At 57.2% G+C, this 15,064-nt stretch carries 13 protein-coding genes; 10 read left to right on the forward strand and 3 right to left on the reverse strand.

Annotation, left to right across the window (positions count from 1 at the left end; all coding sequences use genetic code 11):
* The 4 genes from HYD27_RS29775 to HYD27_RS32520 form a co-directional block, all read left to right on the forward strand.
* Positions 1 to 282: hypothetical protein (locus HYD27_RS29775; RefSeq protein ID WP_219221387.1), on the forward strand; the 282-nt coding region annotated here is incomplete at its 5' end.
* A gap of 8 nt (positions 283 to 290) precedes the next feature.
* Entirely contained in the window at positions 291 to 776 is a 486-nt protein-coding gene (locus HYD27_RS29780) for a hypothetical protein (RefSeq protein WP_219221389.1), read from the forward strand.
* 962 nt (positions 777 to 1,738) lie between these two features.
* Positions 1,739 to 4,048 carry a glycoside hydrolase family 3 C-terminal domain-containing protein gene (locus HYD27_RS29785; protein WP_219221422.1) on the forward strand — a complete coding sequence of 770 codons (2,310 nt, stop codon included), beginning with the start codon at positions 1,739 to 1,741 and terminating at the stop codon, positions 4,046 to 4,048.
* Positions 4,049 to 4,153: 105 nt separating this feature from the next.
* Positions 4,154 to 4,282: a hypothetical protein gene (locus tag HYD27_RS32520; protein ID WP_255596538.1), complete on the forward strand. Its 129-nt coding sequence runs from the start codon at positions 4,154 to 4,156 to the stop codon at positions 4,280 to 4,282.
* A 102-nt stretch (positions 4,283 to 4,384) separates the two neighbouring features.
* Here the strand turns inward: HYD27_RS32520 and ilvD are convergent, their stop codons facing one another.
* Both ilvD and HYD27_RS29795 read right to left on the reverse strand, forming a co-directional pair.
* Complete coding sequence (ilvD, locus tag HYD27_RS29790; protein ID WP_219221391.1) at positions 4,385 to 6,070, reverse strand: dihydroxy-acid dehydratase; 1,686 nt, start codon at positions 6,068 to 6,070, stop codon at positions 4,385 to 4,387.
* Positions 6,071 to 6,378: 308 nt separating this feature from the next.
* Positions 6,379 to 7,419 (reverse strand): acyltransferase family protein, encoded by a 1,041-nt coding sequence (locus HYD27_RS29795; RefSeq protein WP_219221392.1) that lies wholly within the window; start codon positions 7,417 to 7,419, stop codon positions 6,379 to 6,381.
* A 205-nt stretch (positions 7,420 to 7,624) separates the two neighbouring features.
* Between HYD27_RS29795 and HYD27_RS29800 the strand changes: the two genes are divergently transcribed.
* The 4 genes from HYD27_RS29800 (at position 7,625) to HYD27_RS29815 (ending at position 11,066) form a co-directional block, all read left to right on the forward strand.
* Positions 7,625 to 8,365 (forward strand): alpha/beta hydrolase, encoded by a 741-nt coding sequence (locus tag HYD27_RS29800; RefSeq protein ID WP_219221394.1) that lies wholly within the window; start codon positions 7,625 to 7,627, stop codon positions 8,363 to 8,365.
* Between the two features lie 34 nt (positions 8,366 to 8,399).
* The gene (locus tag HYD27_RS29805; protein ID WP_219221396.1) at positions 8,400 to 9,170 is read left to right on the forward strand and encodes an HAD family hydrolase; all 771 of its coding nucleotides are present in this window, start codon (positions 8,400 to 8,402) and stop codon (positions 9,168 to 9,170) included.
* A 31-nt stretch (positions 9,171 to 9,201) separates the two neighbouring features.
* Positions 9,202 to 9,939: an NAD-dependent protein deacylase gene (locus HYD27_RS29810; protein WP_219221398.1), complete on the forward strand. Its 738-nt coding sequence runs from the start codon at positions 9,202 to 9,204 to the stop codon at positions 9,937 to 9,939.
* Positions 9,940 to 10,061: 122 nt separating this feature from the next.
* Complete coding sequence (locus tag HYD27_RS29815) at positions 10,062 to 11,066, forward strand: aldo/keto reductase (RefSeq protein WP_219221400.1); 1,005 nt, start codon at positions 10,062 to 10,064, stop codon at positions 11,064 to 11,066.
* A gap of 698 nt (positions 11,067 to 11,764) precedes the next feature.
* Here the strand turns inward: HYD27_RS29815 and HYD27_RS29820 are convergent.
* On the reverse strand, positions 11,765 to 12,622 hold the full coding sequence (locus HYD27_RS29820) for an AraC family transcriptional regulator (RefSeq protein ID WP_219221401.1): 858 nt from the start codon (positions 12,620 to 12,622) through the stop codon (positions 11,765 to 11,767).
* Between the two features lie 236 nt (positions 12,623 to 12,858).
* Between HYD27_RS29820 and HYD27_RS29825 the strand changes: the two genes are divergently transcribed.
* Together HYD27_RS29825 and galE are read left to right on the forward strand one after the other, a co-directional pair.
* Complete coding sequence (locus tag HYD27_RS29825) at positions 12,859 to 14,037, forward strand: galactokinase (protein ID WP_219221403.1); 1,179 nt, start codon at positions 12,859 to 12,861, stop codon at positions 14,035 to 14,037.
* Position 14,038: 1 nt separating this feature from the next.
* Positions 14,039 to 15,025, forward strand: coding sequence for a UDP-glucose 4-epimerase GalE (gene galE / locus HYD27_RS29830; protein ID WP_219221404.1), 987 nt, complete (start codon positions 14,039 to 14,041; stop codon positions 15,023 to 15,025).
* The last annotated feature ends 39 nt before the right edge of the window (positions 15,026 to 15,064 follow it).

A 15,064-nucleotide genomic window follows, 5' to 3' on the forward strand; every position in this document is an offset into this window, starting at 1 on the left:
GCTGGCCCGGGTGAGCAGGAAATAACGGCAGAAATGCCGTTATTGGAGTGCCGCTGGCCCGGTGGGCAGGAAATAACGGCAGAAATGCCGTTATTGAGCGCCGCTGGCCCGGGTGAGCAGGAAATAACGGCAGAAATGCCGTTATTGGAGTGCGGCCGCTGGCCCGGTGAGCAGAATATAACGGCAGAAATGCCGTTATTGGAGTGCCGCTGGCCCGGTGGGCAGGAAATAACGGCAGAAATGCCGTTATTGAGTGCCGCTGGCCCGGTGGGCAGGAAATAACGGCAGAAATGCCGTTATTGAGCGCCGCTGGCCCGGGTGAGCAGGAAATAACGGCAGAAATGCCGTTATTGGAGTGCCGCTGGCCCGGTGAGCAGGAAATAACGGCAGAAATGCCGTTATTGAGCGCCGCTGGCCCGGGTGAGCAGGAAATAACGGCAGAAATGCCGTTATTGAGCGCCGCTGGCCCGGGTGAGCAGGAAATAACGGCAGAAATGCCGTTGTTGGAGTGCCGCTGGCCCGGTGGGCAGGAAATAACGGCAGAAATGCCGTTGTTGGAGTGCCGCTGGCCCGGTGGGCAGGAAATAACGGCAGAAATGCCGTTGTTGAGCGCCGCTGGCCCGGGTGAGCAGGAAATAACGGCAGAAATGCCGTTATTGAGTGCCGCTGGCCCGGGTGAGCAGAATATAACGGCAGAAATGCCGTTGTTGGAGCGCCGCTGGCCCGGTGGGCAGGAAATAACGGCCAGTGGGGAAAGAACTTGCGGGAAGTTGTAGGAGTGTAGAGTGCCGGGCGGAGTGGGTAGTGAAGAGTGCCCGGTGGAGTAGAGTGCGGAGTGCTGGACTGGAGCAAGGATTGCTGAACTTAAAAAGGATATATATGTAAAAATGCAAATGGGCAGTGAATGATTTATAATACACTGCAGGACAGATAGCGGCTGAATCCCCAGCATGGCAGTTGCGGTTCGATCGATTTAGCAATCCAATATGTACACTCTATACTCAAGGCCGAACTTTATAAAATGTGCCGCAGTATGTAATGTGTAGCAGATGTAATGTGTAGCAGATGTAATGTGTAGCAGATGTAACGGGAGCAGATGTAACGGGAGCAGATGTAACGTGTAGCAGATGTAACGGGAGCAGATGTAACGTGTAGCAGATGTAACGTGTAGCAGATGCAAAGCAAATTTGTAACGTGGGTCAGAACGTAACGTGCAGCAGAGCGAACTTTGCTGCAATTGAACGTGCAGCTTAAGCGTAACATAGCTGCCGCCTTGGTGCATGATGGCCGGATTTATACCGGACTATTTTACCGGGAATTCTAAGGATTTCATTGAAGGATTGCACTTTCTGCAATAGAAACCGCTGCGTTTTGTAAAAAATCGCATTCTGCTGTATTTTGTGCAATTGATTTCTGGATTTTGGCCAAAAACCTCCCTCTTGCGGAATTCTGATGTACGGAGTGCAATAGAATCTTTTTTGCGGCGGGTTGAGGACTATTCTGTTGCAGAAAGTACAATTAGACATCATTAGCAGCTCTTTTTGCGGCGTTACCTACAGACCATGAGATTTCGCTGAAAAGCCTTGAGGCTTCACCCATTCGCTGGCCTGGGCTTGGTCGGAAGCTTCCATGGACCGTGCTCACAAGAAAAGTGCAGCAGCTATGCTCCTTGCTGATTTTTCAAATTCCCTTTATAGTACAGTTTAAATAATGCCAGCCAAGCAGGAGGAACAGGATGATGGAAATATACAAGCAGTCTTCCTATAGTGTGGAGGAGCGGGTACAGGATCTTCTGTCCCGCATGACGCTGCGTGAAAAGACAGGCCAGCTCAACCAGCGGATGTACGGCTGGGACGCCTACGCCTGGGAGAACGGGGAGCTGGTGCTTACCGAGGCCTTCCGTCAGGAGGTGGCTGCCGGTGGAGGGATGGGGGCGCTGTATGGATTATTCCGCAGCGACCCGTGGTCTGGCGTCGATTACAGCAATGGCATTACGGCGGCAGACAGCGCCGCCGCCGCGAACAAAGTGCAGCGCTATGTGCGGGAGCAAACCCGGCTGGGCATTCCCGTGCTGCTCAGTGAGGAATGCCCGCACGGGCATCAGGCACTGGACGGCACACTGCTGCCGGTGAATCTGGCTGTCGGAGCAACCTGGAATCCGCAGCTGATGGAGCAGGCTTACAGCCGGGTTGCACTGGAGCTGCGCAGCCGGGGGGCTCACATCGGACTGCTGTCCGCCCTTGATATTCTTCATGATCCGCGCTGGGGGCGTTCCGAGGAATGCTACAGCGAGGACCCGTTCCTGGCTGCCGCCTTCACAGCATCGGCTGTGCGCGGGATGCAGGGGACATCGCGCGGAGAGCTGGCTTCACCGGACAAGGTGGCGGTGGTTCTCAAGCATCTGTGCGCCCAGGGAGCTGCGCAGGGCGGAAGAAATGCCGGACCGGCAGCAATCGGTGAACGCGAGCTGCGCGAGATCCATCTCCCGGCTGCGCAAGCCGGAGCGGCGGCGGGCGCTGCCGGATTCATGGCTGCATACAATGAAATCGACGGCATTCCCTGCCATGCGAATGAGGCGCTGCTGAGCGGCATTCTGCGCGGGGAGTGGGATTTTGAGGGTATTGTTATGGCCGACGGGCAGGCCATCGACCGTCTGGTGGCGCTGACCGGCAGCTATGAGGGCGCAGCAGCGCTGGCGTTGTCCGCCGGTGTTGACCTGAGCCTGTGGGACAAGGCCTTCAGCACGCTGGAAGAGGCGGTCAATTTGGGACTTGTCCGTGAAGCTGATATTGACCGCGCTGCCGCCCGTGTGCTGGCGCTGAAGTTCCGGCTCGGTTTGTTTGACCGTCCGTATGCGGACGGGCAGCAGGCGCTTTCCGCAGTGGGCGGTGCGGATACCCGCAGGCTGAACCTGCAGGTGGCGCGGGAATCAGCCGTCCTGCTGAAGAACGAAGACGCGCTGCTTCCGCTCGCCGGCAAGCTCCGGCGGATTGCGGTCATCGGGCCGAATGCGGACCGGCTGTACAATCAGCTCGGCGATTATACGAGCATACAGCGTGAAGGGAGCGGCACGACGGTGCTGCAGGGCATTCGGCAATGTGCTCCGGCCGGAGCACAGGTCGTGCATGCCCTCGGCTGCGGCATCCGCGGGTCTTCCACAGCGGGGCTTAGCGAAGCGGTGGAGCTGGCGCGCAGCGCGGATGTTGCCGTGCTGGTGCTCGGCGGCAGCAGCGCACGGCAGTTCGGCGGCGACTTCGAAGCCAACGGCGCCGCGATTATCAGTGAAGGCAGCCCATCGGAAATGGACTGCGGAGAGGGTGTGGATCTGGCCGGCCTGCGGCTCGGCGGCATCCAGCAGCAGCTCGCGGAAGCGGTGGCCGCAACCGGCACGCCGGTGGTCGCGGTCGTTATCCAGGGCCGTCCGTATGCGCTGGACGGCCTGGAGCCGATAGCCGGTGCAATCCTCTGCGCGGCATATCCCGGCGCGGAGGGCGGACAGGCCATTGCCGAAATTTTGTTCGGCCAAGTGAATCCCAGCGGCAAGCTGCCGGTTTCCCTGCCGCGTTCCTCCGGGCAGCTGCCGGTATATTACAACCAGAAGGACCCTGGCCGTTCCCGGGTATATGTGGATATGCCGTCCGCCCCGCTGTACGCCTTCGGGCACGGGCTCAGCTATACGAGCTTTGCATACGGCGGCCTGTCGTTATCGGCTGACTCCGTCTCGGTTGGCGATCTGCAGGCTGGCAGCCAGGTAGCTGTCAGCATCCCGGTGAAGAATACCGGAGACTTCCCGGGGATGGAGACGGTCCAGCTGTACATACGTGCCCGGGAGTCCGGCATCACCCGCCGGATTGCGGAACTGAAGGGCTTCAGCAAAATCGATTTGCAGCCCGGGGAAGAGAAGACCGTGACCTTCCATCTTGGTGTGGAAGAGCTGGGCGTGTGGAACAAGGCAATGAGGTTTGCCCCCGTGCCCTGCCGGGTTACGGTGATGGCGGGAGGAAGCTCTGCCGGCACCGGGTCTGCGGAGCTTGTGATTACTGGGTGAGCTGATCCCAAATGGTTCGCAGCATTAATCAAGTGGCCGTCTCCTAAGTGGATTTTCTGCGATCGAAGACAGCCTTCTTCTGTAGATTGCTTCAGCGTGCGCAGAATGACAGAGGGCATCCTTGGATTGATCCTTCTGTCCGGGATGTCGGAGAAGCCCCGCAACAACGGCAGAAATGCCGTTAACCGGGCTGCCGCCGTGGAAAAGCCCCGCAGCAACGGCAGAAATGCCTAACGACCCGCCGCAGTATAAAAGCCCCGCAACAACGGCAGAAACGCCGTTGCTTCGGGGCTTTCAGTTTTAACCGGGCTGCTAGGCCGCCTTGGCCAGCAATTATTAGATCTTCAGCACGCCGCCCTTGCTTGCATTGGTAACCAGCTTGGAGTAGCGGGCCAGATAGCCTTTTTTCACCTTCGGCTCGAAGCCTTTCCAGCCGGTGCGGCGGACAGCCAGCACTTCCTCGTCAACCAGCAGCTCGATTTTGCGGTTGTTGAGGTCCAGCTCAATGATGTCGCCGTTTTCGACAAAGGCAATCGGTCCGCCTTCTGCAGCTTCCGGCGAGATATGCCCGATGCTGATGCCGCGGGAAGCGCCCGAGAAGCGGCCATCGGTGATCAGGCCGACCTTGGCGCCAAGACCCATACCGACGATCTGCGAGGTTGGAGCAAGCATTTCCGGCATGCCCGGTCCGCCCTTTGGACCTTCATAACGGATAACTACCACATGTCCTTCTTTTACTTTGCCATTGGCAATGCCTTCCAGCGCCTCTTCCTGGGAATCGAAGCAGATGGCCGGGCCTTTATGGTAGCCGCCTACGGAAGCATCCACCGCACCGACCTTGATGATGGAGCCTTCGGGAGCCAGGTTGCCGTAGAGGACAGACAGGCCTCCGACTGTGGAATATGGCTTGTCCAGCGTATGAATGACCGTAGTATCCAGAATCTCATGTCCGGCAACGTTCTCGGCCAGCGTTTTGCCGGTAACGGTCATGCAATCCCCGAAGATCGCCCCCGGCTTCTTGAGAAGCTCGTTCAGCACGGCACTGACGCCGCCGGCCCGGTCAACGTCTTCAATGAAGATGTCGGAGGCCGGAGCCAGCTTGGCGAGATATGGCACGCGGTTCGCAACTTCGTTGATGCGTTCCAGCGGATAATCAATTTCAGCTTCCTGTGCGAGGGCCAGCGTATGCAGCACGGTATTGGTGGAGCCGCCCATCGCCATATCCAGTGCGAAGGCGTTGTCGAGTGATTCCTTGGTCACGATATCGCGCGGCTTCAGATCCAGCTTGATCAGCTCCATCAGCTGTGTTGCCGATTTGCGGACGAAGTCTCTGCGTTCATCCGCCACGGCGAGGATGGTGCCGTTGCCCGGAAGGGCGAGGCCCATTGCTTCGGCCAGACAGTTCATGGAATTGGCTGTGAACATCCCGGAACAGGAGCCGCAGGTTGGACAGCCATATTGTTCAAGCTCAAGCAGCTCGGCATCGTTGATCTTGCCGACCTGGTGAGCGCCGACGCCTTCGAATACGGAGGTGAGGGAGAGCTTCTTGCCTTTGCTGTCCACGCCGGCCTTCATTGGGCCGCCGCTGACAAAGATCGTCGGGATATTGACGCGCAGGGCGCCCATCATCATGCCCGGGGTGATTTTATCACAGTTGGGAATGCAGACCATGCCGTCGAACCAGTGCGCGGATACGACGGTTTCGAGCGAATCGGCGATGATCTCGCGGCTTGGCAGGGAATAGCGCATGCCGATATGTCCCATGGCAATCCCGTCATCGACGCCGATGGTATTGAATTCAAAAGGAACGCCGCCGGCTTCGCGGATGGCTTCCTTGACGATTTTGCCGAATTCCTGCAAGTGGACGTGGCCTGGCACAATGTCGATATAGGAATTGCAGACCGCGATGAACGGTTTGCCGAAATCCTCTTCTTTTACGCCTGCCGCCCGCAGGAGACTGCGGTGTGGAGCGCGGTCAAAGCCTTTTTTGATCATGTCTGAGCGCATTTTCTTGTCTGCCATGATGACATTTCCCTCCTAAAATAAATTGTGAGCCGGATATAGTGTCGCATTAACGCATTGCAATCCCAAAAGCTGCGCATCTGCGGTTTATAGAAAGAACGGGGTCCAGCTTCTTGCACAAAACAGAAGGAGGGCGAAGCCGTTTCTATAAAAAAATATAAGCGGATATAATACGAACGTTATTAGAGAGTCTATCACAAAAGACCTCATTTTTCTACCGGACAATGTGAAGTTTGTCATTATAAGATTCCCTTGGAGGACGTGAGAAAAGCCCATCCCCGGCGGGGATAGGCTAATTTGGAAGTATGTTACAGTGAACGGCGCAGAGCGGCGCGCTGGAGGGTAATCATCCAGTCCACAGACGGCTCGACCATGGGGTGAAGCAGGCGTTTGACTGCGGGCTGGGACAGCAGCACGGTGAAGGAGACAGCGCAGAGCAGCACCAGCGCAGCTCCGCCGGCATTGCCAAGATAATCGTAAATTCCGGACGCGGCCGCGAGGCGAACGACCAGCCCGTGCAGCAGGAACACATAGAGTGTGCGGCGCCCCCAGTCTGTCATCCGGCTCAGCCGGTAAGGCACCCACCCCAGAAAAGCGAGGGAGGCGGCAAGCTGCAGTCCGTACATTCCCAGCCGGTATACTCCCGCATACCATTCAGGAGCGCCGAGCTGCATGTAAGTCATGCTGCCGTACAGCCAGCCCAGCGGAAGCTTGGAGCCGAGCGTGCCCAGAAGCAGAAACAGCAGTACAGATGCGGCAGCGGCAGCGATTTTGACGTATTTCTTGTAGACACGGACAAACGCCGCGAAGGAAAAATGATAGCCGATCACGAAAAACGGCAGATAGACAAAGGTGCGGCTGATGCTGAACCAGACACCGTCAAGCCGCAGATACCCGATTGCTATACCGGCCGACACGGCGAAGATGATTTGGGCGGTTTTGCTCCATCTGCCCATGCCGAGCATCAAGAGACGCCAGCAGGCATGACTGGCCAGGAACCACAGGAGCAGATAAGGTGCGAAGAAGGAATGCTGGATATTGGATACGCGGAAGACGGAAGCGTCCAGCGCCGAGTACAGGGTTTGGAAGATGAGGTATTGCAGTCCGATCTGCAGCAGCACCTTGCGGCCGGCGGTTCCGGTGAGGCCTTTTCCGGCGAAATAGCCCGTCACGAGCACAAACAGCGGCATGTGAAAACTGAAAATCCACAGATACAGGCTGTGCATTCCGCCCACGGAGCCAATCAGAGGTTCAATCGCATTGCCGGCAAAAACAGTGACAATCAGCATGAAGCGCAGGTTGAGAAAAAAGGTCTCTCCACGTGCTTCAAGCGGGCTTTCCCCTATCATGACCTAACCTCCAATATGGTTGCGCTAAGCAAATTACTTTAATTTTAAAATACAAGATTTTCGAAAAAACAATTGTGAAATACATCACAACAATGAGTTTGGTAAGCGCTGTCATCGCGGATAAATGTGGCGATGTGTTGAAGGTTGTTTGATCTCTTGCAATCCTCTATAATTTTCTGTATGCAGTAATCGGGAGTGAACACTATTGAGCCGAAAAATAACCAAACGCCGCATTCTTCTGGGAATTATTGTCATTCTGATTGCGGCGGGTATTTTTTTATGGAGATATTTAACGCCTTACGCGCCGGCGGAAAGGGCTGAGGTTGCACTGGTCTCCGCAGGCGGTGTCAGCGTGGAGCAAAATGACAACTGGATTTCGTTTGAGCCCTCGGCCACGCTCGGAGCGGCCGTAATCTTTTATCCCGGTGCGCTGGTTGCGGCGGAGGCCTATGCGCCCCTGGCCCAAAAAATCGCCGCGGCGGGCCATCCGTTCTACATCGCCAAGATGCCGCTCAATCTCGCGGTGATCAAAAGCGATGCGGCCGAAGAGATCATCCGCGTGCATCCAAAGCTGACGTTTGTGCTGGGCGGCCATTCGCTGGGCGGGGTCATGGCTTCGCGTTATGCGGCGGAGCATGCAGACCAGCTGAAGGGCGTCTTTTTTCTGGCTTCCTACCCGGATGAGAAGGGCAGCCTGGAGGATACCACACTATCTGTTTTGTCGGTTCTGGGCACCGAGGATAAGGTGATAGATCAGGAAAACTACAATAAAGGCCGGTCCTATCTGCCCGGCAATACAGTATATTATTCGGTCAAGGGCGGCAATCATGCCCAGTTCGGAAGCTACGGCGAGCAGAAGGGGGACGGGAAAGCGACGATTTCAGAGGAAGAGCAGCAGACCCTTACCGCGCGGGCGATGCTGGATTGGGTGGGCAATCTGCGTTAACCCTGTGTCCCGTCACTTAGAGAGGAGCCGGAGAATGGCCGTATTGCATGTAAATGCCCATATTGTGCCCTGCAAGGGCATATTGTTCGACAAGGATGGGACCCTGCTTGATCTGCTCGCCACCTGGGGAACCTGGGCAGACCTTATGCTGATGGGACTGGAGAATTATTTGGCTTTTATTGGAAAAGAAAACAGTCCCGGGTTTGACATCGCCAAGGTGCTGGGTACGGAGCATGACGGCGCCGGAAAAGTGGTCGGCTATGACCCTGCCGGGCCGCTGGCTATGGCTACCGCCGAGGAGACGAACGGCATCCTGGCCTGGCAGCTGTACACAGCCGGAGTTCCCTGGAATGAAGCCCTGGCCCGGGTGACGGCCATCGGCAAGGAGGCGATGTATGAGCTGCGCCGCCGCCGGTCGGCCCGGCCTTTGCCGGATTTGCTGCCATTCCTGCGGCAGTGCGCCGCGGCGTCGCTGAAGCTTGGCGTAGTAACCTCCGACGGTGCCGCCACAACCTTTGAGCAGCTGGAATGGCTGGGGATCACCGGCTATTTTGACACGGTGGTAACCAGGGACCGCGTTACCCTCGGCAAGCCTGCACCCGAAATGGCGGAGACCGCCTGCCGGGAGCTGGGGCTTAGTCCGGAGGAGACGGTGATCATCGGCGACAGCAATGCCGACATGCAGCTCGGCCGGGGGGCAGGACTGCGCCTCTCGGTCGGAATTGCACCGGCCGGGAGTGCCGGGCATCTGCAGGATGCGGATACCGTCATCTCCGGTTATCATCAGCTGCGTCTCACAATCTGAGTCTTATTATAGAAAGGATGCGTTTGGGCTTATGGATCAATTGCAGACACTGGTTTCCTGGATCAAGGACAGCAGCAACATCGTTTTTTTTGGAGGGGCCGGAACATCCACAGAAAGCGGGATTCCGGATTTCCGCTCTGCGGCAGGTCTGTACAAGGCCCAGCACAACTCGCCTTATCCGCCTGAGGTGATGCTGAGCCGCAGCTTTTTCATCTCCTCGCCGGACATTTTTTTTGATTTTTACCGCAGCAAAATGATCCATCCTGAAGCGAAGCCGAATGGGGCGCACCGGCTGCTGGCCGAGCTGGAGCATGAGGGCAAGCTGGCTGCGGTCATCACGCAAAATATCGACGGCCTGCATCAGCTGGCCGGAAGCCGGAGTGTCCTGGAGCTGCATGGCTCCATTCACCGCAACCACTGTATGGAATGCTCGCGTTATTACGGGCTGGACCAGGTGCTCGCCTCCGGGGAGGGTGTTCCGCGCTGCCCGGAATGCGGCGGGATCATCAAACCCGATGTGGTGCTCTATGAAGAAGAGCTGGATCATGAGGTCCTTGTAGAATCAGTAGCAGCCATTGCGGCCGCAGATCTGCTCATCATCGGCGGCACTTCGCTCACCGTGCAGCCCGCAGCCAGCCTGATTACGTACTTCCAGGGCCGGCATACGGTGCTGCTGAACGGAGATCCCACTCCGTATGACCATCAGGCAGACCTGATCGTGACAGACCGCATCGGTACAGTGATGGGCAGAATACAGGAGCTGTTGTAGGCTTCCGGGAAACTTCGCAGAAGAGACAACGGGCCGGGCTTTTGCACCGAAGATTACAATTCCGTTCAGAGGTTTAAAATAGGGTAGCGCGATATCAGCGAAACGAGAGGCAGGGATTAAGAATGGTATATGTGGCTAGCGATGAACGGTATGAAGCCATGCGTTACAACCGCACCGGCAGGTCAGGCCTCAGGCTTCCGGCCATTTCACTGGGACTCTGGCATAACTTTGGCGGCATCGATGCTTATGAAAATGGCCGGGACATGATCACCCGCTCGTTCGATCTCGGGATTACCCATTTTGATCTTGCCAATAATTACGGCCCGCCCGCCGGGTCGGCGGAGGAGCTGTTCGGCAGGGTGCTTGCCCGCGATCTGGCGCCCTACCGCGATGAGATGATTATTTCAACCAAGGCTGGATATTACATGGGGCCCGGCCCTTATGGGGACTGGGGTTCACGCAAATATGTGCTGGCGAGCCTCGACCAGAGCCTGAAGCGCCTGGGGCTGGATTATGTGGATATTTTCTATTCGCACCGTCCCGACCCGGACACACCGCCCGAAGAAACGATGGGTGCGCTGGATACCGCGGTCCGTTCCGGCAAAGCGCTGTATATCGGATTGTCCAATTACACGGCGGAGCAAACCGTGGAGGCCGTCCGGATTCTGAACAAGCTCGGCACACCGCTGCTGATTCATCAGCCCCGGTATTCCATGCTTGACCGCTGGATCGAAGGCGGGCTGCTGGATGTGCTGGAGGAGCACGGCATCGGCAGCATTGCCTTCACCCCGCTGGCGCAGGGTCTCCTGACCAGCAAATATCTGAACGGCATTCCGGACGATTCCAGGGCAGCCGGGCCGTCTGCCTTTCTGAACGAAAGCCGGATTACGCCCGAAGTGCTGCGCAAGATCCATGCGCTTAATCAGCTTGCCGTTTCGCGCGGCCTGACGCTGGCGCAGTTCGCGCTGCTCTGGACCCTGCGCGGCGGCAGAGTCACCTCCGCGCTGATCGGCGCCAGCCGGGTCAGCCAGATTGAGGAGAATATCGCCGCATTATCCCATGGCGAGTTCACCCAGGAGGAGCTGGACCGGATTGAAACGATCCTGAAGACGGATAGCGAGTCCTGAGAGTTGCCTCCGCTACCGCTTAACACACGGACACCAAGAGCCCGCTTCCTGAACCGGAGCCGGGCTTTTGCTGCAAGCGTTCGAATGTTGGATCTGCCGGTGCTGTAGGCCGAGTGGGAAAAAGTATACTTAATTCTGAGGATTTCCCCCAACTAATAGCTATTAGTGGGAAAAAGTATACTTAAAATGGCCTCTCAGAGCGCAAAACGTGGTTTTACTCAAAATTAGGTGTACAAATTCCCACTAACCCGTTTCCGGCATGGATTTCCACCTGATTAGTGGTAGAAAATCCACTTAGCGCCAAGCCCGTTGGGCACACATTCACCAGCTAACCTAATCATCACACGTTGCAGCCACTAATAACCGCAGGCGCCCGCGAGCTGTTCCCAGGTACTCACACCCACCGCAGGAGCCCGCGAGCTGTCCCAGGGACCCACTCCCACCGCAGGCGTCCGCGATCCGTTCCCAGGTACTCACACCCACCGCAGGAGCCCGCGAGCTGTTCCCAGGGACCCACACCCACCGCAGGAGCCCGCGAGCTGTTCCCAGGGACCCACACCCACCGCAGGCGCCCGCGAGCTGTTCCCAGGGAACAAGCCGCTAACCGCAGCCGCCAGCTCCCAGACATCTGGAACGGACTACCAGCCGCTGATAGCCGGCTATCAACAGTCAGCCAGACCACCGTCCCGCTCCAAAAGCTATTTCTCCCCATGCCTTGCCGTTGTGATGCGGTAAGAGGTTGGCGACTGGGCGCAGAAGCGTTTGAACTGGCGGGAGAAGTACAGGGCATCCGTCAGCCCGACAGAGGCGGCAACCTGCTCCACAGACAGCTCCGGGCGTTCACGCAGCAGCTGCCGTGATTTCTCGATGCGCAGCTTCAGCAGGTAAGTAACGGGCGACAAGCCCGTTTCCTGCTTGAAGATGCGCGACAGGTAGGCGCGGTTGTAGCCGAGGCTGGCGCACATTTGCTCAATCGAGACGGGATGGGCGTACTGGGCCGCCATGTAGTGGATCATTTGCTTGACGGTACGTTTGACCTGTGATTCCGCACCGGGCAGGCGCGAGGAGGAGGTGAGCAGCCCGGCTGCTTCGCCGACGATGAGATACAGATAGCCCAGCGAGATCAGATGGGCGCTTTCATTGCCTCCATAGAAGGCGCGCATCATCCCGGCCAGTGCGCCGGGGACGGCACTGCCTTCGGCGGTGGACAGGACCGGCTTCTGCGGAGTGAAGCCGGTCTGTAGCACGAGCCCGTCTGCGTCCGTGCCGGTAAAAGCCGCCCAGCGGTAACGCCAGGGCTGCGCCCCGTCCGAGAGGTAGCTGACCAGCTGCCCCGGATGAATCAGGAAGCAGTCCCCGGGCCCAAGCTCGTATTTGCGCTCCTCGGTGCGGAAGGTTCCGGAGCCGGATTCGATGAAGTGCAGCAGATAGTAATCGTAGATTTTGGGACCGGCCTGATGCAGCGGCAGGGTCTGGCTCTCGCCGGCAAAGAGCACATGCAGCTGCTGCCTGTCGTACACCACCGGATTTGATCCTACGGAATAAGTATGTTCCACGCTGGAGCCGCCTTTCCCCGGTCAGCGCTGCCATAGCACTTCGGGCGGGTAAATGAGATAAATAATCTTACTTCCGATTATATCTTCTTTTATTCGTTAAGTCACATTTGTCCATATATTACACACATGATTGCATTATCAGGGCAAGTCTGATTTTATTATAATGTAAGCAGACTCGAAGCAGTATCATACTTAAAGGTTAAAGCGAGAAGCAGCGAAAGGATGGAGTGGCATTAATGGGCATACAGGATCTGAAGGTCAAATTTAGTGAAAAATACGGGGGGAGCACAGAGGAGGCACGGGTATTCTATGCTCCGGGACGAGTGAATCTGATCGGGGAGCATCTGGATTACAACGGCGGATATGTGTTCCCGGCAGCGCTCGATTTCGGCACCACACTCATTGTCCGTCCGCGCAGCGACGGCAAGGTTCAGTTCGCATCAACAAATTTCCCCTTTGTAGCATCCATTGATTACAGTGACATCGGCACAGCCAAAACAGGTGAATGGGTGGACTATCCTGTCGGCGTGATGGTGGAGCTGGCCAAACAGGGTTTTCCGGTATCCGGAGGCTATGATCTTTTATTCCATGGAGAAATTCCGAACGGCTCAGGCTTGTCCTCGTCGGCATCCATTGAGGTGGTAACCGGGTTTGCTTTTCTCACACTGCTTGGCGGGGCTGTGGATACGGTGGAGATCGCGCTGCTGTCCCAGCGGGCGGAGAACCAGTATGTCGGCGTAAATTCCGGGATTATGGACCAATTCGCCGTAGCCAACGGCAAGCGCGACCAGGCGATTCTGCTGATGTGCGACACACTGGAATACAGCCTGATTCCTTTTGTGACCGGCTCCTACAAGCTGGTAATCGGCAACACGAACAAGAAGCGGGGCCTGGTGGATTCCAAATACAATGAGCGCCGCAGCCAATGCGAAGAGGCCCTGGTTATTTTGAAGCAGGAGGTTCCTTCCCTGTCTTATCTCGCGGAGCTGAAGCCGGAGCAGTTCGAGGCGCACAAGGACAAAATCACCAATGAAACTGTAAGACGCCGCGCCCGCCACGTAGTGGAAGAGAACCAGCGTGTGCTTGATTCGGTCGAAGCGCTGAAGAAGAATGACCTGAAACAGTTCGGCCAATATATGAATGCTTCCCATGTCTCGCTCCGCGACCTCTATGAAGTCAGCTGTGAGGAGCTGGATGTTATGGTGGAAGAAGCACAGAAGATTCCCGGAACACTCGGCTCACGCATGACCGGTGCAGGCTTCGGCGGGTGTACCGTATCTCTGGTGCATGAGGATGATGTGCAGCGGTTTATCCGTGAAGTGGGGGAAGCCTATACAGCCAGAACCGGTCTGGCCGGCGAGTTCTATGTATGCGGAATCGGCAATGGCGTAGAAGAACTGGAAGGAGTGAAGTAGGATGGCGATTCTGGTAACGGGTGGAGCAGGATATATCGGCTCCCATACGGTGGCTGAGCTTTTGGAGCGGGGCGAAGAGGTTGTGGTGATCGACAATCTGCTGACAGGACACCGCGAGGCGCTGCTGGGCGGCAAGCTGTATGAAGGCGATCTGCGTGACAAGGTAACGCTGGCTAAGCTTTTTTCGGAAAATAAGATCGATGCGGTCATTCACTTTGCCGCAAGCTCGCTGGTTGGCGAGAGCATGAAGGACCCGGTCAAATACTACGACAACAACGTATATGGCACCCAGTGCCTCTTGGAAGCGATGCAGCAGGCAGGTGTGGACAAAATCGTCTTCTCCTCCACCGCCGCAACCTACGGCGAACCGGAAAAGGTGCCGATTGAGGAAACCGACCGCACGGAGCCTGCGAATGTGTACGGTGAAACCAAGCTGACCATGGAGCGGATGATGGCCTGGTTTGACAAGGTGCTGGGCATTAAATATGTCGCGCTGCGCTATTTCAATGCTGCGGGTGCCCATAAGAGCGGGAAGATCGGCGAGGACCACCGTCCGGAGAGCCACCTGATTCCGCTGGTGCTGCAGACCGCGCTGAAGCAGCGCGGGAGCATTGCGGTCTTCGGCGACGATTATCCGACGGAAGACGGGACCTGTGTACGCGACTATATCCATGTCAGCGATCTCGCTGATGCCCATGTGCGGGCCGTAACGTATCTGCGCAGCGGCAGTGCCAGCAATATTTTCAACCTGGGCAACGGGCTGGGCTTCTCGGTCAAGCAGGTCATCGAAACGGCCAAGAAGGTTACCGGCCTGGACATTCCGGTAGTGATTCAGGAGCGCCGCGCCGGGGACCCGGCAGTTCTGGTGGCTTCTTCGGACAAAGCCCGCTCCGTTCTCGGCTGGAACCCGCAGCACGCTGACGTTGAAGGGATCATCCGGAGCGCCTGGAACTGGCACTCCTCCAACCCGCAAGGGTATGGGGAGTAGGCAGCCCGGCTGGCCGATGGACGTTCGTTAAGCTTAGCT

It is taken from the genome of Paenibacillus sp. S150, from assembly GCF_019352175.1.
Taxonomy (GTDB): domain Bacteria; phylum Bacillota; class Bacilli; order Paenibacillales; family Paenibacillaceae; genus Paenibacillus_AQ.